Source organism: Massilia luteola, from assembly GCF_034420155.1.
Lineage (GTDB): Bacteria > Pseudomonadota > Gammaproteobacteria > Burkholderiales > Burkholderiaceae_D > Telluria > Telluria luteola.
In genome coordinates, this window is sequence record NZ_JAXOFN010000021.1 from 61,078 (window position 1) to 81,664 (window position 20,587).

The 20,587-nt window shown below is 65.7% G+C and carries 18 protein-coding genes; 10 read left to right on the forward strand and 8 right to left on the reverse strand.

Features of this window, described 5'->3' with window-relative positions; genetic code table 11:
* The first annotated feature begins 43 nt into the window (after nt 1-43).
* The 3 genes from U9J41_RS20085 to U9J41_RS20095 all read left to right on the forward strand — a co-directional run bounded on the left by U9J41_RS20085 (nt 44) and on the right by U9J41_RS20095 (nt 3,955).
* Entirely contained in the window at nt 44-1,321 is a 1,278-nt protein-coding gene (locus tag U9J41_RS20085; RefSeq protein ID WP_322403934.1) for a helix-turn-helix domain-containing protein, read from the forward strand.
* A 461-nt stretch (nt 1,322-1,782) separates the two neighbouring features.
* The gene (locus U9J41_RS20090; RefSeq protein ID WP_322403935.1) at nt 1,783-2,982 is read left to right on the forward strand and encodes a XylR family transcriptional regulator; all 1,200 of its coding nucleotides are present in this window, start codon (nt 1,783-1,785) and stop codon (nt 2,980-2,982) included.
* Nucleotides 2,983-3,085: 103 nt separating this feature from the next.
* Nucleotides 3,086-3,955, forward strand: coding sequence for an aldose epimerase family protein (locus U9J41_RS20095; RefSeq protein WP_322403936.1), 870 nt, complete (start codon nt 3,086-3,088; stop codon nt 3,953-3,955).
* Nucleotides 3,956-3,960: 5 nt separating this feature from the next.
* Here the strand turns inward: U9J41_RS20095 and U9J41_RS20100 are convergent, their stop codons facing one another.
* Genes U9J41_RS20100 through tssK form a run of 8 tightly spaced genes read right to left on the reverse strand, consistent with a single transcriptional unit; the run spans nt 3,961 to nt 13,666 of the window.
* Nucleotides 3,961-4,230, reverse strand: a complete 270-nt coding sequence (locus tag U9J41_RS20100) for a PAAR domain-containing protein (protein WP_322403937.1) — start codon at nt 4,228-4,230, stop codon at nt 3,961-3,963.
* Between the two features lie 4 nt (nt 4,231-4,234).
* Nucleotides 4,235-4,684, reverse strand: a complete 450-nt coding sequence (locus U9J41_RS20105; RefSeq protein ID WP_322403938.1) for a hypothetical protein — start codon at nt 4,682-4,684, stop codon at nt 4,235-4,237.
* 13 nt (nt 4,685-4,697) lie between these two features.
* A complete protein-coding gene (locus tag U9J41_RS20110; protein WP_322403939.1) occupies nt 4,698-5,846 on the reverse strand; it encodes a TolB-like translocation protein in 1,149 nt (382 codons plus the stop codon).
* A 17-nt stretch (nt 5,847-5,863) separates the two neighbouring features.
* On the reverse strand, nt 5,864-7,591 hold the full coding sequence (locus U9J41_RS20115) for a TIGR02594 family protein (protein ID WP_322403940.1): 1,728 nt from the start codon (nt 7,589-7,591) through the stop codon (nt 5,864-5,866).
* Nucleotides 7,591-8,736 carry a hypothetical protein gene (locus U9J41_RS20120; RefSeq protein WP_322403941.1) on the reverse strand — a complete coding sequence of 382 codons (1,146 nt, stop codon included), beginning with the start codon at nt 8,734-8,736 and terminating at the stop codon, nt 7,591-7,593. The genes U9J41_RS20115 and U9J41_RS20120 overlap by 1 nt, the downstream gene beginning before the upstream one ends.
* Before the next feature lie 17 nt (nt 8,737-8,753).
* Nucleotides 8,754-11,498, reverse strand: coding sequence for a type VI secretion system Vgr family protein (locus U9J41_RS20125; protein ID WP_322403942.1), 2,745 nt, complete (start codon nt 11,496-11,498; stop codon nt 8,754-8,756).
* Nucleotides 11,499-11,523: 25 nt separating this feature from the next.
* Nucleotides 11,524-12,288 carry a type IVB secretion system protein IcmH/DotU gene (gene icmH, locus U9J41_RS20130; protein WP_322403943.1) on the reverse strand — a complete coding sequence of 255 codons (765 nt, stop codon included), beginning with the start codon at nt 12,286-12,288 and terminating at the stop codon, nt 11,524-11,526.
* 16 nt (nt 12,289-12,304) lie between these two features.
* Nucleotides 12,305-13,666, reverse strand: a complete 1,362-nt coding sequence (gene tssK / locus U9J41_RS20135) for a type VI secretion system baseplate subunit TssK (protein ID WP_322403944.1) — start codon at nt 13,664-13,666, stop codon at nt 12,305-12,307.
* A gap of 317 nt (nt 13,667-13,983) precedes the next feature.
* Between tssK and U9J41_RS20140 the strand changes: the two genes are divergently transcribed.
* The 7 genes from U9J41_RS20140 to tssG are packed head-to-tail and all read left to right on the forward strand — an operon-like array spanning nt 13,984 to nt 20,560.
* Nucleotides 13,984-14,589, forward strand: a complete 606-nt coding sequence (locus tag U9J41_RS20140; protein ID WP_322403945.1) for an outer membrane protein assembly factor BamD — start codon at nt 13,984-13,986, stop codon at nt 14,587-14,589.
* A gap of 28 nt (nt 14,590-14,617) precedes the next feature.
* Complete coding sequence (tssB, locus tag U9J41_RS20145) at nt 14,618-15,121, forward strand: type VI secretion system contractile sheath small subunit (protein WP_322403946.1); 504 nt, start codon at nt 14,618-14,620, stop codon at nt 15,119-15,121.
* Nucleotides 15,122-15,123: 2 nt separating this feature from the next.
* On the forward strand, nt 15,124-16,617 hold the full coding sequence (tssC, locus tag U9J41_RS20150; RefSeq protein WP_322403947.1) for a type VI secretion system contractile sheath large subunit: 1,494 nt from the start codon (nt 15,124-15,126) through the stop codon (nt 16,615-16,617).
* Nucleotides 16,618-16,669: 52 nt separating this feature from the next.
* Nucleotides 16,670-17,164, forward strand: coding sequence for an Hcp family type VI secretion system effector (locus U9J41_RS20155; RefSeq protein ID WP_322403948.1), 495 nt, complete (start codon nt 16,670-16,672; stop codon nt 17,162-17,164).
* Between the two features lie 15 nt (nt 17,165-17,179).
* Nucleotides 17,180-17,674 (forward strand): type VI secretion system baseplate subunit TssE, encoded by a 495-nt coding sequence (tssE, locus tag U9J41_RS20160; protein WP_056442842.1) that lies wholly within the window; start codon nt 17,180-17,182, stop codon nt 17,672-17,674.
* Between the two features lies 1 nt (nt 17,675).
* The gene (gene tssF, locus U9J41_RS20165; protein ID WP_322403949.1) at nt 17,676-19,517 is read left to right on the forward strand and encodes a type VI secretion system baseplate subunit TssF; all 1,842 of its coding nucleotides are present in this window, start codon (nt 17,676-17,678) and stop codon (nt 19,515-19,517) included.
* Nucleotides 19,481-20,560, forward strand: a complete 1,080-nt coding sequence (gene tssG / locus U9J41_RS20170; RefSeq protein WP_322403950.1) for a type VI secretion system baseplate subunit TssG — start codon at nt 19,481-19,483, stop codon at nt 20,558-20,560. The genes tssF and tssG overlap by 37 nt, the downstream gene beginning before the upstream one ends.
* The last annotated feature ends 27 nt before the right edge of the window (nt 20,561-20,587 follow it).

A 20,587-nucleotide genomic window follows, 5' to 3' on the forward strand; every position in this document is an offset into this window, starting at 1 on the left:
CTGGCCGCCCCCTTTTTTTTGGGGCCATTGCGGACTCGCTGTTATGATCGCAGCACGCGCCTCCGGCAGAGGCGGTGCACCGAGACACCCACCGACGTTCACAATGCAAGAGTTTTATAAGAAGTCACTGCTCGTCCTGATCGCGCTCCTGGCTGTGGATGCGCTGGTCGCCGTGTTGTTCATTTTCCTGAGCCAGCCGACCTACACGCTGTCGCCGGCGCTGCGCGACGGCGTCCGCTGGGAGGCTGTCGCGAGCGCGGACGGCGATCAGGGCGGGACGTCGACGGTACGGCTGGGCGAATCCGGGCCGGACAAGCTGGCGTTCGACTACAAATTGACGAAGACGGCGCACTATCCTTTCGCCGGTGCCAAGTTCGTGGCAAAGGACGCGAAAGGCAATCTCGCCACGGTGGATCTGTCGAAATACGACACGATCACCTTTCTCGCCCGTTGCAGCCCCGCGGATCCCATGGTGTTCGGCCTGACGATATTCGACGACAAGATTTCGACGCCCGGTCAGTTTCTCACTTACCGGTCGCCCGTGACTTTCTTCTCGTGCAACCAGCAGGGCGTGCCCGTGTCGCTCGACATGCGGCGGATGACCATTCCGGGCTGGTGGTTCTACATGATGAAACTGGACCTGGCGTCGCAGGGTTATAAGCTTGACAAGGTGGCCGTGCTGGCCTTCGGATCGAGTTCGCAAACGCCGTTCAATATCGATTCCCGGGTGGAGATCAGCAATATCAGATTGCGCGGGCACGATTACCGTTATATCGCAGCGCTCGCGGTGATCCTGCTGGCCGGCTGGATCCTGTTTGGCGTGTGGTTTTTCCGGACCCATGCGCGCACGCTGGCCGCCAGCGTGAATTACCGGCTGAAAAAGGATTTGCCGCTGGTCGCGTATCGCCAATTGACCGTGGCGCCTTATCGGGACGAGGAAAAAGCATCGGTACTGAAATTCATCGCGACGAATTACACGAATCCCGAGCTGGATCTGGAAAGTATCGTGGCCGGCACCGGCGCGAACCGGAACAAGGTGAACGAGGTGCTGAAGACGGAACTCGGCATGACATTCACCAGTTATCTGAATAAATTGCGGCTGACGGAAGCGGCGCGGCTGCTGACGGAAAAAAGCGCCGCGACCATCGCCGAAATCGCATATTCGGTCGGTTATGCGAACGTGTCGTATTTCAACCGGCTGTTCAAGGAAGAATACGGCTGCACACCCAAGTCGTTCCGGACTCTCGCGCCCCGCCAGGCACCGCCCGGCGAGCCGGCCTCCGGGGAATCGGCATCGTCAAAAAAGGTTGGGAACGGCTGATCCGGCCTTCCACTCCTTGCAGAACTGATCGTAATTTCTGCACGGTGATAGAAAACGCGGTACGTACGTTAGAGGCGCCCCGGGATGGCGCCCTATCCTTGAGTTGAAGGGCCGCCGCCGCCGGCGTCCCGGTCACGCTACGAGGAACCATCCCATGACTGCGCATCCCCCGTGCCTATCTCATTCCAGTCGCGTGCTCGCAACGAGCGCGCCGTCCTTGCGGCTGGAACCGTCCATTATCGCTGCAATTCGTCCCGGCCTGCCCGATGCGCGCCGCCGGGATCCGGATTGATTCCGGTTCCCTTTATTTTTTGCCGCGTGCTTCTGGCGCGGTCGGCGTGGCCTTTATCGGCTGGCGTTTACTAAGCATTCCGCGCCGGGTCGGATAACCCGGCATTAAAACAAAAAAAGAATCATACGGAGACGACGATGAATGAATTCGATCTGCGGGGAGGCGCCGCATGAAGACCAAGGCCTATCGGATTGCGCTGCTGTTCAATGGGAACAAAACCTTCGACCGCGAAGTGATCGCCGGTATTGCGGCCCACCTCGGCGGTACCCGCGTCGCCTGGGATTTATTTCTGGAAGAGGATTTCCGCCTGCGCCTGGCCGGCATGGACCGCTGGCAGGGCGACGGCGTCATCGCCGACTTCGACGACCCGGCCGTGGCCCAGGCCATGGCCGGCTGCACGGTGCCCGTCGTGGCCGTGGGCGGGTCGTATGCCAGCGACGCCGCGTATCCGCCCGGGGTGCCGTATGTGGCGACGGATAATTTCAAGCTCGTCAAGCTGGCCCACGACCACCTGATCGACGTCGGCCTGCAGCGCTTTGCCATGTTCAGCCTGCCCGAAGCGCAGGAAAGCCGCTGGGCGCAGGAGCGCGAGCAGGCGTTTCGCTGCCTGATGTCGGAAGACCGGATGGAAGCGGAGATCTTCCGCGGCTGCGAAACGAGCGCGGCATCGTGGGACGCGGCGGTCCAGGGCCAGATCGACTGGCTGCGCAGCCTGCCCAAGCCGGTGGGCGTCATCGCCGTCACGGACGCGCGCGCGCGCCAGCTGCTGCAGGCCTGCGCCATCGCCGGCATCTCGGTACCGGAGCAGGTGGCGCTGATCGGCATCGACAACGACCCGCTCGTGCGCATGCTCACCCGCATCCCGCTCAGTTCCGTGATCCAGGGCGCGCACGAGATGGGCCGCACGGCGGCGCATCTGCTGGAACAGATGCTGCACGGCGTACGCCTCGCCAACACGCAGATCCTCGTGCCGCCGGCCGGCATCAACGTCCTCGCGTCGAGCCGCTTCCAGGCCGTCAAGCATCCGCACGTGATGCGCGCCTGCCATTACATCCGCCAGTACGCGTGCCAGGGCATCAAGACGCACCAGGTGGCCGAGTACGTGGGGGTGTCGCGCTCGTCGCTGGAAGTCTACTTCCGCCAGGAGCTGGACTGCAGCGTGCACGACATGATCCTGCGTTCGAAGCTGGACGCGGCCAAGGCGGGCCTGGAAAGCGGCGAGCGCAGCATCGCGGACGTGGCGCTCGGCTGCGGCTTCACGTCCACCCAGTACATGCACCTCGTGTTCAAGCGCGAACTGGGTTGTACGCCGCGCGCCTGGCGCGACCGCGCGCTGGGCGAGCGCGACACGCTGTCCGTGGCGGCGTAGCGTCGGCGAGAATCGTTCTCGCCGTTGGTAATTTTCGTAATTGAAAGGCCTTGCGCGGGCCGGGACAATGGCTTCATATCCGACATCAGGAAGCCAGACTGTAATGACGATCCATCTCATCCAGGGTGCCCCGGCCCCTTTGGCCGGCGAGCGCGCATTCATGCTCGAGAACGCGGCCGGCATGACCGTGACGATCAGCGAGCGGGGTGCGCAGCCGCACGCCTGGCACGCGCCGGACCGTTACGGCCGCATGGCCGACATGCTGCGGGCCGGCCCCGCCGCGGCCGCGCCGGCCAGGGGCCGTGCCGCGCGCTGGGCGGGACGCCAGACCGGCAGCGGCGTCACGCTGGCGCTGACCTCGGGCGGCGACGGCGCCGGCATGCTGGTCCACTACCGGCTCGACGACGACGGCGCGCTGACGATCGAGTACCAGGCCGTGGCCGGCATGCCGATTCCGCTGGCGGCACTGGCGCATCCGTCCTTCAATCTCTCAGGCGGCCAGGCCGACGTGGGCGACCACATGGTGCAGATCGACGCCGACTATTTCGAGGAAGCGGGTCCCGGTGGCGTCCCGGCCGGCGTGGCCGCCGTGGGCGGGACGCCGTTCGACTTCCGCCAGCCGGCCGCCATCGGCCCGCGCCTGCGCTGGACCGACACGCAACTCCACCGGGCCGGCGGATTCGACCACTGCTTTTGCGTGCGCAACCACTTCGCGGGCGGGCAGGGCGCCCTGCGTGAAGCGGTCCGCGTGTTCGACCCGGCTTCCGGCCGCCGGCTGCAAATGTACACGACCGAGGCCGCCGTGCGCTTCTGCAGCGGGCGCGCGCCCGCGGGCGCGCAGCGCCTGGACGCCTTCCGCGTCGAAGCCCACGCCAGGCCCGGCCTGATGAGCGCCGCCTGGCCGCGGGTGATGCTCTTGCCCGGGCAGGTGTATCGGCAGACGACGGTGTACCGCTTGTCGTTGCAGGGGTAGCGCGGTCAGGCCTCGGCCGTCTGCGCGGGCGCGCTGCCGATCAGCGTAGCGCCGCACGACGTCTCCATACCATCGACGGCCACGCGCACGCCCAGCATCGTGACGGACGCGGACCCCGCTGCGATCACGGGATTGCCGCCGCATTGCGGACAACTGGCGCGATGGCCCACGCCGGCGACCGGCTTGCCGAGCAGCGTCACGAGCGGATGGCCTTCCAGCACGGTGCCGCCGTGCGACGTCTTGTCGCCGGCGCGGATGATGGTTTTCTGTGGCATGGGGTTATTTGTGGAAGTCGACCGTCAATCCTTCGTCGTCGCCTTTGGCGCAGGCCTGCGTGCGCAGTGCGGAAGGCATGGGGCTGCGCAGGGAGATTTTTTGTAGCGGGCCCTTGTACGGCAACGTCAGCGCAACGTCGTCGCCTTCGTAGCCGACGACCGGGGGCAGTTCGCGACCGCTGGCGTCCTGGGGATTGAAGACGGCCAGCTCGACCTTTCCGTTCACTTCATCGTAGACTGCCACCGCGTGGCCTGTCAGCTGGAACCTGCACGTGCCGGCATGCTGCTTGTAGACGTAATCGAACGAGGGAACGCCGCGGGCATCGACCTGCCAGTGGCTCAGCGCCAAAGTGTGTTCGACGTGGCCGGTCTTCGTTGTGAACGTGGGTGCCCCGTCGAAAGCACGGGCCAGGCCGGTGCTCAGGAGGATCGCGCAAAACAGTGTTGTCTTCATTGTCGTTTCGTGGTCAGTGATAGGCGGCTTGCCGCAGATCGCCCGTGCCCGCATGGAGCACGAGCGTGCTGCCATTTTCGCGCGCCAGGACGGCCCATATCGGGCCTTGCGTCGCCACATGCAGCGGTTCGCCCGGGATTGCCGTCAGCCGCTCTTCCTTGCCGGTGGCGGCGGCGATCGATACCAGTGCGTAGCCTTCTTTGCCGGTACAGGGCTGGCGTACGGCGACGATGCCTTCGCCGTACGGGGCAATCGCATCGGTCGCGCAGAACGCGCTGCGGTAGGTCAGCGGTACCCGGGCCTTTCCGTCCGGCGGGACGACGGCAAGCGTCGTCGTCTTCCGGTCGCTGCCGAGAGAATAACTGGTACCGTCGGCACCGACCGCGATCTCGTTATCCATATTCCACACGAGTGCCGTGGGCGTGCTCCAGACGTAACCGTCCCCCGTGCGCAGGCGCGACGCGGCATAGGTGCCGAAGTCGTCGTCCCTTGCCTCCGCCCGGTAGAATCTGCCAGCCACGTAAAGACTGTCGCCGACGATCCGTGCGTCGAGCGGGTAGGCATAGGTGCCGTTCTTGCGGACGACCGGCGCACCGGTTGGCCGCAGCGTGGCATCGAGCGTGACGGAATACGTGCCGTACCGTTCGGCCGGACCGCCCCGGTCCCGGGTATATCCCGCGATCCTGAGTCCGTCGGGCGATTCGGCCATCGCATAACCGTATTGGCTCATGCCGGGAACGTCGACCCGGGCGGACGCGATCCGTTTGCCGTGCAGGTCGAACGCGATCACGTGGGTCTGTGTCTCGGCGATCGGCGGCGAAAGGCTCGTGTCGGCGTTGGCCAGCACGTACACGCGGTCTGCGGCGACGAGGCATTTGACGGGATGGATGTTGGCGAGATCGTTCGGAACAGCCAGCTTCGTGCGCCACGCCACTGCGTTACGGACACGATCGATCAGCAGGAAGTGTACCGTCGTCGTCGCCATGTCGTCCGGGTCGGTACCCGCGAGGCACAGCTGGTCGCCGGACGCGGAAAATGCCATCGTGTTGACGTAGAAGGTCGTGCCGTCGAGCGGCAGCACCAGCCTCGCGGGTGCGTCGGGCGCGGCGGCGGCCACGGTTGCACATAAGGTGCTGCAGGCCGTCGCCAGGATGTCGTGCATGATTCTCATGGGTGCGCTCAATGGGTCGCCGCGGCCGTCATCGGCGCATGGTCGCTCGCGACGTCGTGCAGCACATAATCGTCATCATAGTCGGGGTAATCCACGGGATAACGATAGGTCACGACCCACGATTTTGGACAATAGCTGTGGCTGACCTCATGGGCATTGCCCTGGTTCCCGCCCAGCGTGGCGATCCGCCTGCCGTCGCGGCTGAGGCCTGCCACGAACGTGACGTGGTAGCTGCCGCCGTCGACTTTGACCAGCGCGACCGCGCCGAGGGCCGGGCGATTGTCGCGCGTCGGCCGTCCCCATTTCTTGAACGACAGGGCCAGCGCGCTCGCCGTTCCCTTGTAGCCCGCGCGGCCGAGGCACCAGTTCGCGAACGCGGCACAGTATGCCGTTTCGTCGACGGCTGCTGCATGCTTGTCGAGCGCCGGCGTCGCCTTGAAGTATTCCAGGATGCGCGGGTCGTTCCGGTCCCTGCCCGGGCGGCGGCGCACGCCTTTTTCGAATTCCTCCTGTGCCGGAACCATCCAAGGGGCGCGGCTCGCATGCATCAGGTCCGTCTGCGGATGCGCCTCGGCATTGCGCAGGTACAGCGTGTGCAGGTAGTTGCGGCCCTCCGTCAGCATCTGCCCCAACGTCGCAAGCGAGATGCCGCCGCCGTCGTTCGCGGCCGGCGCGGTCCGGTGCTGTTCCTGCGCTGCCGCGGCGGCCTGCACGTCCGGGATCCGCAGGATCTGGTCGGGGCGGATGATGAACGGCGACGTAATGCCGTTGGCCCTGGCGATGGCCTGGTAGCGTACGCGGTACAGCGCCGCGATCTTCGCCAGGCTCTCGCCTTGTGCGACTTTGTGGGTCTTGAATGTCGGTACCGCGGCGCCGGCCGGTTTCGCCGCCGGCGCCGGTGCCGGCGCGGGCTTCGGCGCAGGTTTCGGCGGCGTCGTCTTGTCGTGCTCGCGCGTGCTGGTTTGCGCGCTGAAATCCGGCGCTATCAGCGTCACGCTTTGTCCCTTGACCGATGGCGCGCATGCGAGCGGCTCCAGGTCGATCCATTTATCGCGGACCGTGTCGAACACCCTGAGGTGGAGGTCTCCGCACGGCAGTTTATGGCGGATGACCAGGCGTCCGTTGTCGTCAGTGATGGCCTCGGCCTTTTTTCCGTCCAGCTGGACTTCGACCTTCGCTTCCGGTACGGGGACCTTCGCGCCGTCGAGTACCAAGATGTCGACCGCGGGCAGCGCATGGGCACAGCCGCGTTCCTTGGCACGGTTGACAGCACGTCTGAACGAGGGGCCGTGAATGATATCGAGTATATTGCCCACATAGCGGGTGTTCGTGGCGTAGCCGCCGTCTTTCAGTGCGTCAGCCTCTCGCTCGTAATTGCCCTTGATGCCAGGTTGCTTCATGGCTGTGTAACGCGGGTTGTTCTCGACGAATGCAATCCTGTCCCTGAGACTTTCTTCGTAGGACGAGTAGACACGGAATGGATCGTCCACCCAGACAGTTCTGCCATGAATCTCTTCATGCACATGGAAGACCTTGGAGGGCCCTGTCCAGCTTTTGTCGGCCTTGATGTTATAGATATTATTTGTTCCTGGCAGGATTTTTTCACCCCAACCGGTCTCCTCAATGGCTTGGCCGACGAGGAGCTCCCACGACCATCCGGTCTGTGCCGCGACCACACGTGCGGAACAATATAACGATGCGGCGAAGTTTAGCTTGTCTTCGTAGGTATAGGTCATCAAAGCCCTCCATTTTCAGCGGTGTACAGAAAAACGCGTCCCTTCTTGTCGCGTGCGAGGAGAGCCCATCGATCACCTTTGGCGGCCAGGTACATCGGCTCGTCGGCCACCGGCTTGATGACCTGTTCGTTGCCCGTCGCGGCATCGATCGATACGAGCGCGCGACCTTTTACATCGCAGCGTTCACGTACCGCGACGAGATCCGCGTGATACCGGACCAGAGCCTTGGAACGGCAGTACGGGCTGGAGTAGGCAAGCGGCGGCAGCGCTTTGCCATCCGGCGTGACAATCTCAAGCATCGTCTTGTCGGCCATGTACCCGATGCTGTAATTCGTTCCGTCGTCCCCGACAAAGGCGCTCACGCCCAGGCGTGTTGCGGACGGTGCCCGGGTACTCCAGATGTAGCCGCCGTCCAGGCGCAGTCGCGACGTCATGTATTCGCCGGCGTCCGTTTTTTTCACGGTCGCCGGGAAAAACCTGCCGCTCAGGAAAACGCTGTCGTTTACGATGCGCGCGCCAGGCGGCAATACATACGCGCCGTTTTTTCGAAATAAGGGTACGCCGCGGGGCCGCAAGCCACGATCCAACGCCATCGTAAAAGTACCGTATCGTTCGGTGTCTTCATCCTGGTCACGCATATAGCCGACCACTTTCAGGCCATCGGGAGTTTCAGCAATCCTGTAGCCGTATCGGCTCTCGGCAGGAATATCCAGCGGCGCGGCCGCGATGCGGTTGCCCGGCAAGTCGAAGGCGTACACATAGATTCTTGACTGTGCGAGCGCGGGAGACGGGCTCGTCTCCGCGTTTGCAAGCAAGTAGACCCGATCGCTTCCGGCCACGCATTGCACCGGATCGAGGAGGGCGAGACCGTTCGGTACCGATATCGTCTTTTGCCAGGCCACGGCGCGTTGTGCCAGGTCGACCAGGACAAGGCGTACGGTCGATTCACCCATGTCGTTCGTGTCCGCCCCCCCGATACAGATGCGGGCTCCATCGGCGGAAAACGTGACGCTCGTCGTGTCGAACGCGCGCCCGATCAGCGGCAGCGCCAATTTTTCCGGCGCACCTGCGCCAGCAGCGTGGGCCGTCAGGCAGAAAGAAGCCGCGCCGATGGCGGTCCATAGATACGTTCTTGCAGTCGTCATTGCTAATCCGATGTAGTTCAGGCTAACGTTGAATCGTTTGATTCCTCGATCGAGGTATCGTCCTCGTCCTCCGGCTCGTGATCGTAATCGAACACGACCTGCGGCGCATCGTCGGGCACGTGGACGCCTTCGGGCCGGTCGAACACCAACTGTTCCCACTTGCCGTCGTTGACGTCGATCGTGACGTGCGCCGGCTCGCTGCCGTCCGTGAACAGCGGCTTCGACGTGCCGGCGCCGTCGAGCGTGCCGCTGCCCAGCGCCTGGCCGGTACGCGACAAGAAGGTGTATTTCAGCGTGCGCGCGCCGGACGGCAGGTCCCACAGGGCAGGGTCGACGAAAACCTGCTGACTGAACTTGCGCGGTTGCACGCGCTCGAATTCGGCCTGGTTGACGGCGTCGAGGTTCTTCGGCCCTTCCAGCTTGTGCGCGCCCGCGTGGGCGATCCAAGTGCCGTCGGTGCCGTGCTCGATGCCCTGGGCGTTGATGCGCAGGTAGCTGCCTCCGGCATTCAGCACGATCTCCCGCGCCGCCGTAATCTCGATGTTCGCCTTCGTGCTGATCAGCTTGAGCACCTGTTCGGCGATGACTTCGATGTTGTCGCTCTGGGCCTGGATCTCGACCTTGCCGCGCGCAGCGAACAGCTTCATACCGGCCTTCGAGACGAACAGGCTGATCTTCTCGGCCACGCTGGCGAACAGGCTCTTGCCGGCTGCAAGCGCGATGTGCCCGCCCGCCGTCGCCGCCACGTGCGCGCCGCTTTGCAGATGGGTGCTTTCGGGCGTGCTCGCAGCGATGCCGGCGGGACTCGACAGGACGAGGTGAGGCGCCGTGAATTCGTCTTGCGCGCCGCCGCCGCGGATCGCGTCATTCTGGGTGCGCACGGCCGCGGCAACGTCGCTCTGGTCGGTGCCGGCGGCTTGCGCCTGCTGGTGTCCGGCGTCGTCGGCCAGCTGGCGATGCAGTTCCGCGCCCGCGCCCAGACGTGCGACCGTCTCGCCCATGTCCTTCGTGTGGCCCGCTGCCTGGCGCCGCAGCTCCGTCGTCACGAGCAGGCCTTTACCGGCGCGCAGCGTGCCCCATGCTTCCGTGGCGAGCTCGAAGCCTTCGCCGCGCACGTCCTTGCGGCCCGCATTGTCCTCGATGCGGGCGATGTGGCCGAGCGAGAGCTGGCTATGCGCATGGTCGCTCTTCAACTGCGCCTGGATCCGTTCGTGCGTGTCGTCGAGGACCAGGTGGTTGCTGCGCCCGCCCGGCAGGTTGCCGCCGCCGGGTGCGAGTTCGCGACTGCGCAACCCGGTCAGGGCGTGCTGCGCCGGCAACGACCACGGCGGCATGTGCGTTTCGTTGAACACGGTGCCGGTCACGATCGGCCGGTCGGGCGAGCCGCCCAGCCATTGCACGATCACTTCCGAACCGACGCGCGGCACGGCGGCCACGCCCAGTTCGCCGCCGCTCCACGGGCTGGCCACGCGCACCCAGGCGGAGCTGCGTTCGTCGCTGTTGCCGGCCCGGTCCCAATGGAACTGTACGCGGATGCGCCCGTAGCCGTCGGTGTGGATGCTGTCCGGGCCGTCCGGACCGACGACGATGGCAGTTTGCGGTCCGGCGATGCGGGTCTCGACGCTGTTGCGGCCGCGGCCGGGACGCCATGGGATCGACCTGCGCAAGCACCGTATGTGGTTGCGGTACTCGGCCACGGCCGGCGCATCGCTTCGCGCGTGCAGATAGTTGTTCGTCGCTTCGTGCACCACCTCCACGACGAGGAAGGCATTGCGGTCGCCGTCGTATGGATCGTCGAAATGGCCGGTCAGTTCGAACCAGCGGCCGGGCTGCAGGCGTCGGCAGTTGCCCGCGCCGGCGAAGTGCTTGCCTGCCGCTTCGGCTTCTTCCATGCGCAGGCGCGCGGTGCGATCGGCGTGCGCGAGGTCGGGGAACGGATAGGCGCCCGCGTATTCGTAAGACTCGACCGGATGCACGTCGCCCTGGCGGTTGAGCGTGGGCACCTGCGCGTACTTCGCGACCGGTTGCTTGAAATCGAAGCCGGCGATGGCCACCGCGCTCTCGACGAGGCGGCGCGCCGGCGACCACTCGCCGATGCCGTCTTCCTCGACGGCCCCGCCGTGGCGCTGGAACGGCACCGCGCAGGCACCGTCGACGGCAGGCGTCGCGGTCGTGTCGTCGCACAGGACGAGCTTGTGGCCCGTCGCCCCGTGTTCGTACCAGTAGGACCAGCCGGCCGCCTCCCAGCGGCGATGGAGGTAATTGTGGTCGCTCTCGTCGAACTGGCAAGCGTCCGTCATTGGAGGATCTTCGCCCGCGACGCGGCAATCCCAGGACGGCAGCGCGCCGTAGTCCTCGAAGATGCTCTCGGTCTGCTGGCGCAGTGTCTTGCCGTGGAAGAGATAGTTGTCCCTGCGTAGCTTCAGGTAGGCGAGCCACGGCGCCAGCACGGCTTCGTAGAACGCCACGGCGCCGTCCGTGCGCACGAGGCGGAACGCGAACACGTGGCCGGTGAAATGACGCAACGAACCGTCGTCGCGGACGAGTTCCACACACATCAGGCGGCCCATCAGGTCCTTGAGGGCGAGCGACGCGTCGTCGGATAGCAACTCCACCGTGTATTCGAAGTCGCGCGACAGCGCTTCGGTCGCGTGCAGGCGCTGTGGCAGCAGTTGGGCGGCCGGCCCGTCGTCATGGGGGAACGTCAGGCGCAGGATACGGTTGGTCTGGCGGCGGGCAATGATATCGTGCAGGGACAGCATAAAGACCTGTTGCGGAAAAGGATCGTTACGGCAGCGTGATCGTCAAATTCGCCGCCCGCGGCGCCATCTTGACGACGTCGCTGTAGCCGTTCATGCGTGCCTCGCTCGTGCGGCCGAGCGACGTGCGCAGGCCCGCGTACCCGAGCACGCAGATCAGGCCGAACACCGAGTACAGCACCCACAGCGGCAGGTCGCTGCGCAATTTGTGGCGGATCTGGTCGGGGCGCTCCGCGTGCGGCGCGAAGCCGCCGCGCCGGCCCTTCATGTGCGCGATCTCGTCGCCCAGGCGCGACGTCAGGTAGTTCAGCTTTTCCGTCCCCTCCAGGATGTAGCGGCCCTGGAAGCCGAGCAGGAGGCACATGTGGAAGACCTCGAGCGCTTCCACGTGGCTGCTGCCGCGCGCGCGCAACTGCTCCAGGCGCTCGAAGAAGTGTTCGCCGGCCAGCTGGTCGCCGAACAGCTGCAGCTGCAGCGGGCGGCGTTCCCACGCGTCGCGGATCGTGAAGGTCGAGCGCAGGATGATCTCGTCGACGGCTGCGCAGAACGCGTATTTCGCGGCGTCGACGTCGTCCGGCGACGCGTTGTGCTTGCGCGCGTTGCGGCCGAAGTCGTCGAGGAATTGCGTCATCTTGCGCGCGAACGCGGCGTCGTCCTGCGGGCCGTTGCCGTTCTTGAGCATGAACAGGGCGTAGAAGCCGTCGTACATCAGGTCCAGCAGCGCCTGCGGCGCGGTTGGCGCCGACGCGGCGGCGCCGGCGGCCATGAGGGAAGGTGCGGTTGCGGTGGTCATGGAAAGTCTCTCGTTTTCAGGATGTCACGGCGACCAGGTCGGGCTTCATGTCGGCCATGCTGCCCGGGACGTAGATCGAGATCGACTGCGCCTGCAGCATGCGTTCGTACATCTGGCCCTTGGCCTCGATGGCGAAGTACACCGCGTCCGGGCGCACGGGCACGGCCGCGGGGACCTGCGGCGCGTGCACCAGGCGCACGCCGGGCATCGCGGACAGCACGAATTTCTCCACGTCGTCCGGCGCGCCGATCTTCAGGCGCAGCGGCACCACGTCCACCAGCTCGCTGGCCGGCATGTCGCCCGACACGGCGAGATAAAACGTCGTCTTGTCGTCGATCTTCTCGGAGTCGAGCATGCCGTGCCAGTACGACGGCTTCACTTCACGCAGGGCGATGGCGAAGTAGCGCGACGAGATCACGGTGTCGAGCAGTTCGCGGATGATCTGGTGCAGCGTCGCGAACGCGGGACCGGGATCGGCATGCTGGTAGGGCGGCAGGTCGGCCAGCGTCCAGCTCTTCGAGAACGTCATCAGGCTGCCGGCCAGCGACAGCAGCTGTTCGTACAACCGTTCCGGATGCAGCGACGGGTGGTGGAAGTAGTGCGCCAGCGTCGCGCATGCCGTGCTGGCCGTGTGCAGGAGCCAGAACGACGACATGTCGCCCGAGCGGAATTCGATCACGTGCCGGCTCGGCTCGCGGTGGTGGCCGTACAGGGCGCTCACCTTCGCCTGCAGCGCGTCGAGCAGCCGGCGCAACTGCAGGAACAGCAGCGGCGCGCTCTTGATCGTCAGGCAGGGCGGCACGAACGAGCCATCCAGTTCGAAGCCGCCGGTGGCCGCGCGGCGCAGGCGCAGCACGGGCACGTGCACATAGGCGTCCAGCGGTTCCGCATCCGAGACGAGGCGCACGGTCTTGCGCAGATAGGTCAGCTGGGCGCTGGCGGCCTGCGTGTACAGATCCGGCGTGTCGCGGTCGAGCTGGCGGAAGCGGGCGGCGTTGGCCGCGTCGGCGCCATCCGCGCCATCCGTCTTGCGTCCGCTGAAATTGGCGCCGTAAGGCTTGAAGCCGGGCAGGGCGGCGTGATAGGTCACGGTCTGCACGGATTGCGGCAGCTGGCCCAGGTCGATGGCGTCCGGCAGTTCGTCGCCGCCCGGCGCCGAATACAGTTCGCCGTCCGGGAAGCGCAGCGCCAGTTCGAGCAGGCGCAGCGTGTCGTTCGCCAGCGCGTCGCGGTCGACCTGCAGCGCGCCTATGCCCCAGGCATACGGATGCAGCAGCGCCGCCGTGCGGTGCAGGCGCTCCTCATGGTAGTGGTCCTGCTGCTGGAAATGCTGGGGGCGCAGGAAGAGTCCTTCACCCCATAAGATTTTGCCGCTCATGCGCTCGTCGTCCCTGTGCTGCTGAAGATGAAAATAGCATAACAGTAACATTTATTACGGATACGTAGCGCACAATTAAGACACAAATTTTCTTTGTGACAATCCGTGATATTTCTCCCTATAAACATAGAATTCCTTCCGGTTACGGGGCGATTCTTGGGGAAATAGTGAGTTTTAGTGAGTGTTTCACTACTCATCGACACGCGTACGATTGACAAAAAATTGAGCTTGATCAAGAAAACAATTCTGATACTATAAAAAAAGTTTTACAAACTTAATCGCGTGACATCATTTTTTTAACAGTTGCGAGGACCCGCATGACCCCAGCATTCCCGTTCGGCCGGATCAGCCGTTTCATCGGCGCCGCCGCCTGCGCCATCCTGCTTTCCGCCTGCGCCACGACGAAGCCGGAGGTGGCCGAAAAGCCGCCCGCCCCGACGATGGAAGAGCTGCTCGCCAAGGCCGCCGACGCCAATACGGCCGGCCGCAAGGAGGATGCGGTGACGCTGTGGAAGGAAGCCGCCGCCGCTTATCCCGCCGACAAGGCGCCGTGGTCCAGCATCGCCCAGACCCGCTACGACGCCGGCCAGTACGGCGAAGCCATCGTCAACGCCCAGGAAGTGCTCGTGCGCGATCCGAACGACCGCCTGGCCAACAGCATCATCGCCATCAGCGGCCTGCGCCTGTCGACGCGCGCGCTGGCGGACCTGAGCCGGCAAAACAATTTGTCCGGCTCGATCCGGACCGAATCGCAGGATCTGGCCAAGCTGCTGCGCGAGAGCCTGGGCGAGCAGGTGCTCGTCCCGCCGCCGGTCGCCGCGCCCGCGCCGCCGAAGGCCGTCGCGAGGGGCCGCGCGCGGGCGAGAGTCAAGCAGGCCGCCGCGGCATCGTCCGGTGCCGACCCGTTCGGCGCGCTGAAATAACAAGTCCGATTCAACCCAGGGGAATCCCATGTCCAGAAATTCCAGTGTGCAGAAAAAACTGCAGAAAGTCCGCCCGCCGCGCGTGCAAATGACGTACGACGTCGAGATCGGCGACGCGATCGAGAACAAGGAGCTGCCGATGGTCGTCGGCGTCGTCGGCGATTTCGGCGGCAATTCGGAGGCGCCGCAAAAACGCCTCAAGGAGCGCAGCTTCGTCGGCATCGACCGCGACAACTTCGACGAAGTCATGAAGGGTGTCGAGCCGCGCGCCGCGTTCCGCGTGCCGAACGAGCTGACGGGCGAGGGCGGCCAGTTCGGCGTCGACCTGACGTTCCGTTCGATGGACGATTTCCGTCCCGAGGCCGTCGTCAACCAGGTCGAGCCGCTGCGCAAGCTGCTCGAGGCGCGCACCAAGCTGGCCGACCTGCGCAACAAGCTGGCCGGGAACGACAAGCTCGAAGACCTGCTCAACGACGTGTTGAACAGCACCGAAACGATGGCCAGCCTTGGCCAGCAGACGACGAAGGAGTGATCATGTCCGCACTCCAAAGCACCGCCCTCGCGGCCGACACCCCCTTGCTTGCTCCCGAAGCGGATCTGCTCGACCGGATCGTCGAACAGAGCAAGGTCGCCAAGTCGAGCGCCGAGCATGCGCGCGCCCGCGACCTGATCGCGGAACTGGTCAACCAGGTCATGGAGGGCACGGTTGTCGTGTCCGACAACCTGGCGGCCACCATCGACGCCCGCGTGGCGGAGCTGGACCGCCTGATCTCGGCGCAGCTGTCGGCCGTGATGCACGCGCCCGAATTCCAGAAACTGGAGTCCAGCTGGACGGGCCTGAACTACCTCGTGAAGAATACCGCGACCGGCCCGAACCTCAAGGTCAAGATGCTCAACGCGACCAAGCGCGAGCTGGTGAAGGACTTCCAGAGCGCCATCGAGTTTGACCAGAGCACCATGTTCCGCAAGGTCTATGAAGAGGAATTCGGCACCTTCGGCGGCGCGCCGTTCGGGGCGCTGCTGGGCGACTTCGAGATCACGCGCCAGCCGGAAGACATGTACTTCGTCGAGCAGATGTCGCACGTGGCCGCGGCCGCGCACGCGCCGTTCATCTCGGCCGCGTCGCCCGAGCTGTTCGGGCTGGAGAGCTATTCCGACCTCGGCAAGCCGCGCGACCTGTCGAAGGTGTTCGACACGGTCGAATACGCGAAGTGGAAATCGTTCCGCGAGTCGGAAGACGCGCGCTACGTCGGCCTCACCCTGCCGCGCTTCCTGGGCCGCCTGCCGTACAACCCGGCGGACGGCGCCACGACCGAAGGCTTCAACTTCGTCGAGGACGTGGACGGCACCGACCATCACAAATACCTGTGGTGCAACGCCGCGTACGCGTTCGGCACCAAGCTGACCGGCGCGTTCGAGGACTACGGCTGGTGCGCGGCGATCCGCGGCGTCGAAGGCGGCGGCCTGGTCGAGAACCTGCCCACGCACACGTTCAAGACGGACGAGGGCGAGATCGCCCTCAAGTGCCCGACCGAGATCGCCATCACCGACCGCCGCGAAAAGGAGTTGTCGGACCTCGGCTTCATCTCGCTCGTGCACTGCAAGAACACGGACTACGCCGCGTTCTTCGGCGCGCAGTCGGCGCAGAAGGCGCGCAAGTACGCCAGCGACGCCGCCAACGCGAATGCCGTGCTGTCGGCCCAGCTGCAGTACATCTTCGCCGTGTCGCGCATCGCGCACTACATGAAGGCCATGATGCGCGACAAGATCGGCAGCTTCGCGGCCGCGTCCAACGTCGAGGACTTCCTGAACCGCTGGCTCACGCAATACGTCCTCCTCGACGACAACGCGAGCCAGGAACAGAAGGCGCAATTCCCGCTGCGCGAAGCGAGCGTGCAGGTGTCGGAAGTGCCGGGCCGTCCCGGCGTGTACCGCGCCGTCTCGTTCCTGCGCCCCCATTTCCAGCTCGACGAGCTGTCGGTGTCCCTGCGCCTGGTCGCGGAGCTTCCGGCATCGGCGAATAGCTGATCAACCCGTTTTACCCCCCCGTTATCAACTGAACTGAAAGGAAGAGAACAACATGGCAATCGACGTCTACCTGCAAATCGACGGCATCAAAGGCGAATCCGCCGACGCCACCCACAAGGACTGGATCGAAGTGAAGAGCGTCCAGTGGGAAGTCCTGCAACCGAAATCGGCCACCGCGTCGACCGGCGGCGGCCACACGGCCGAGCGCACCGAGCACAAGGACATCGTCGTGTCCAAGCTGGCCGACCTGGCCACCCCGATCCTGCTGCAGACCTGCTCGTCCGGCAAGACCATCCCGAAAGCGAAGTTCGAGTTCCTGCGCGCCGATGGCCAGGGCGAGCGCGTCAAGTACTTCGAGATCGAGCTGGAAAATGTCCTGATCAGCAGCGTGGCACCGACCGTCGAGCAGGGCAACATCCTGACCGAAGACGTGGCGATCAAGTACTCCAAGGTGAAATGGAAGTACACCCAGCAGAAGGTCGGCGGCGGCTCGGGCGGTAACACGTCGGGCGGCTGGGACCTGTCGGCCAACAAGATCGCCGCCTGATAGCGGGCCGGCACGATGTCCGCCAAAGGTTTCATGCCCGGGCTGTTCGACCGCCTCATCGAGCGGCCGGGGCACGCCCAGGCGGGCACCGTGCCGCGCGTCTCGCTCGAGGAAATGAAGGATTCGGTGGCGCGCGATCTCGAGGCGCTGCTGAATACCCGCTCCGTGATGCCGGAAGATACTTTCCGGCGCTTTCCCGAATGCGCGCGTTCCATCGTCGCGTACGGCCTGCACGATTTCGCGGGCCTGTCGCTGTCGAGCACCGACGACCGCGCGTTCATCTGCAAGAGCCTGGAGGCCGCGATCGCGCGCCACGAACCGCGCCTGCGCAACGTCCAGGCGCGGCTCGAACTGCGCGAGGATGCCGTCAACCGCCTGAACTTCTCGATCACGGCGCTGATGGTCGTGAGCGCGGCGCACGAGCCGGTGAACTTCGACGCCGTGCTGCAGCCCTCCAGCCAGCATTACACCATCAGCAAGGCACGCCGGCAGGCAGCCCCGGGAGCCTGAGTTGGACCAGTTATTACCGTATTACGAGCAGGAGCTCGGCTTCCTGCGCCGCCACGCGCGCGAATTCGCCGAACGCTATCCCAAGATCGCGGGCAAGCTGCTGATTGGCGGCGAGGTGTGCGAAGACCCGCACATCGAGCGCATGATCGAATCGTTCGCGCTGCTGAATTCGCGCATCGCCAAGCGCCTGGACGACGATTACCCTGAATTCACCGAGGCGCTGTTCGAAGTGCTGTATCCGCACTACCTGCGTCCGTTCCCGTCCTGCTCGATCGCGCGCATGGACTTCGGCGCGGCCGCCGCGCAGCCCGGCGCCGCCGCGGAAATCCCGCGCGGCACGCAACTCGCCACGCGTCCGGTGCGCGGCGCGCCGTGCACCTTCCGCACCGCGTATCCCGTGACGGTGGCCCCGCTGGCACTGGCGCGCGCCCGCTTCGACGCGATCCTCGACGCGCCGGACGCCGTCCGCCCGCCGTCGCAGGCGTCGTCGTCCATCGCGATCACGCTGGCCGCCACCGGCGCCGCATCGATCGCGGGCCTCAAGCTCGCGAGCCTGCGCGTGTTCATCGACGGCGAACCGTCGTTCTGCGCCGCGCTGCGCGACGCGCTGTTCATGCGCGCCGTCTGCGCCTATGTGGAAGCCGACGGCAACGGCCGCTGGATCCCGCTGTCCGCGCTTCCGCTGCGGCCGGCCGGCTATGGCGAGGACGAGGCGCTGATCGACTTCCCGGCCCGCTCGCACACGGCGTACCGCCTGCTCACCGAATATTTCTGCTTCCCGGAGAAGTTCAACTTCTTCGACATCGACCTGGCCGCATTGACGGCCGCGCTGCCGGCGGGAAGCCGCACCATCACGTTGCACCTGGCGCTGTCCGGCCTGCGCGCCGACTCGAACACGGCGCGCATGCTCGGCACGCTGTCCGCCACCAACCTGCTGCTGGGCTGCACGCCGGTCGTGAACCTGTTCCGCCAGCGCGGCGAACCGATCCGCCTGACCCACACGACGGACAGCTACCCGGTGCTGGCGGACGCGCGCCGTGCGTTCGCGTTCGAGGTGCAGTCCATCGACAGCGTGCGCCTGGTGCGCCAGACACCGCAGGGCGAATCGATCGTCGAGTTCCGGCCGTTCTACTCGCTGCGCCACGGCCAGATGCCGGACAAGAGCGGCCATTACTGGATCATGCGGCGCGATCCGCTGCTGGCCGAAAGGAGTCCCGGCTACGAGACCCAGATCTCGGTCGTCGACATCGATTTCGATCCGGCCGACGTGGAGACCGACACGCTCAGCATCGAGCTCACGTGCACCAACCGCGACCTGCCGGCCCTGTTGTCGTACGGCGTGCGCGGCGGCGACCTGTTCCTCGAGGGCGGGTCGACCGTGCAGGCGATCAGCTTCCTGCGCAAGCCCACGCCGTCGTACCGCTTCGAGCGCGGGCGCGGCGCGCACTGGCGCCTGATCTCGCACCTGTCGCTGAACCACCTGTCGCTGTCGGGCGGCGGCATCGCCGCGTTCCGCGAGATGCTGACGCTGTACGACTTGCCGCGCTCACCGTCGTCGCAGCGCCAGATCGGCGGCGTCCTCGCCGTCGAGCACCGCGCGACGACGGCCTGGCTGGCGGGGAATCCGTTCGCCTGCATGGTGCGCGGCATCGAGGTGCGCCTCACCATCGACGAGGAAGCGTTCGTCGGCAGCGGCGTCGACGCGTTCGCCCACATCGTCGAACGCTTCCTCGGCCTGTACGTGCATGCCAACAGCTTCACGCAACTCGTGATCATTTCGAACAAGACCGGGGGAGAGCTGCTGCGATGCACGCCACGAAGCGGCGATTTGAGCCTGCTGTAATCGAGCGGCTGTTCGCGCAGCCGTACCGCTTCCAGTATTTCCAGGCCGTGCGCATGATCGAGCTGTGGCTGCTCCGCCGCGGCATGCCGGAAGACGGACTGCTGCCGAACTTCCTGCGCTTTTCGAATTCGACCTCGCTCGCCTTCCCGGCCAGCGAGATCGAGGCGCTGCAGGCGGAACCGCGCGCAGTCGCGCCCGGCAGCGCCGCGCTGGCCGCCGCGCTGCACGCGCGCGAGCTGCGCTACATCCGCCTGACGCCGACGTTCATGGGCCTGCTGGGCTCGAGCGGCGCGCTGCCGGCCCATTACACGGAACGCATCGCGGCGCAGCAGGTCGCCGAACGGGACGACGGTCCGCGCGCCTTCCTCGACACCTTTTCGAACCGCACGCTGGCGCTGTTCTACGAGGCCTGGCGCAAATACCGCCTGGAGCTGAAATACGGCGGCCGCAAGGACGGCTTCCTGCCGCTGCTGCTGTCCCTCGCCGGCATGGGGCATGCGGCCCTGCGGCGGCGCCTGGCCGACGACGGCGACGGCGTGCTGGACGAATCCGTGGCGTACTTCGCGACGGCCATGCGCCAGCGGCCCGCATCCAGCGTGCAGATCGCGCGCGTGCTGTCCGAGTACTTCGGCCAGGGCGTGTGCGCCGAACAATTCGTCGGCCGCTGGTACGACGTGCCGGCCGCCCAGCAGACGGCGCTCGGCATGGGCAACGCCACGCTGGGCGCGGGCGCCATGGCCGGCATGCGCGTATGGCAGCGCGACCTGCGCCTGCGCCTCGTGATCGGCCCGCTGGACCTGAAGGCGTACGAAGACTTCCTGCCGGGCGGGAGCGCGGCGCGCGCGCTGGCGAACATGGTCACCATGTTCACCGGCCTGTCGCTCGAATACGAGGTGCAGCTCGTGCTGCGCGCCGCGGACGTGCGCGGCGTCGCGCTCGCGGGCGACCGCGCCGGCGGGCGCCTGGGCTGGGACGGCTTCCTCGTCGACGGCCCGCAAACAGCCGACCGCGCCGACGTGAATTACGAAATCCATGCCGCCTGAACGGGGCGGTTCCACTACTGAGGAGAC

Coding starts and splice junctions, on each gene's coding strand:
- U9J41_RS20085 (WP_322403934.1), top strand. CDS start 44: ATGATCGCAGCACGCGCCTCCGGCAGAGGCGGTGCACCGAGACACCCA.
- U9J41_RS20090 (WP_322403935.1), top strand. CDS start 1,783: ATGAAGACCAAGGCCTATCGGATTGCGCTGCTGTTCAATGGGAACAAA.
- U9J41_RS20095 (WP_322403936.1), top strand. CDS start 3,086: ATGACGATCCATCTCATCCAGGGTGCCCCGGCCCCTTTGGCCGGCGAG.
- U9J41_RS20100 (WP_322403937.1), bottom strand. CDS start 4,230: ATGCCACAGAAAACCATCATCCGCGCCGGCGACAAGACGTCGCACGGC.
- U9J41_RS20105 (WP_322403938.1), bottom strand. CDS start 4,684: ATGAAGACAACACTGTTTTGCGCGATCCTCCTGAGCACCGGCCTGGCC.
- U9J41_RS20110 (WP_322403939.1), bottom strand. CDS start 5,846: ATGCACGACATCCTGGCGACGGCCTGCAGCACCTTATGTGCAACCGTG.
- U9J41_RS20115 (WP_322403940.1), bottom strand. CDS start 7,591: ATGACCTATACCTACGAAGACAAGCTAAACTTCGCCGCATCGTTATAT.
- U9J41_RS20120 (WP_322403941.1), bottom strand. CDS start 8,736: ATGACGACTGCAAGAACGTATCTATGGACCGCCATCGGCGCGGCTTCT.
- U9J41_RS20125 (WP_322403942.1), bottom strand. CDS start 11,498: ATGCTGTCCCTGCACGATATCATTGCCCGCCGCCAGACCAACCGTATC.
- icmH (WP_322403943.1), bottom strand. CDS start 12,288: ATGACCACCGCAACCGCACCTTCCCTCATGGCCGCCGGCGCCGCCGCG.
- tssK (WP_322403944.1), bottom strand. CDS start 13,666: ATGAGCGGCAAAATCTTATGGGGTGAAGGACTCTTCCTGCGCCCCCAG.
- U9J41_RS20140 (WP_322403945.1), top strand. CDS start 13,984: ATGACCCCAGCATTCCCGTTCGGCCGGATCAGCCGTTTCATCGGCGCC.
- tssB (WP_322403946.1), top strand. CDS start 14,618: ATGTCCAGAAATTCCAGTGTGCAGAAAAAACTGCAGAAAGTCCGCCCG.
- tssC (WP_322403947.1), top strand. CDS start 15,124: ATGTCCGCACTCCAAAGCACCGCCCTCGCGGCCGACACCCCCTTGCTT.
- U9J41_RS20155 (WP_322403948.1), top strand. CDS start 16,670: ATGGCAATCGACGTCTACCTGCAAATCGACGGCATCAAAGGCGAATCC.
- tssE (WP_056442842.1), top strand. CDS start 17,180: ATGTCCGCCAAAGGTTTCATGCCCGGGCTGTTCGACCGCCTCATCGAG.
- tssG (WP_322403950.1), top strand. CDS start 19,481: ATGCACGCCACGAAGCGGCGATTTGAGCCTGCTGTAATCGAGCGGCTG.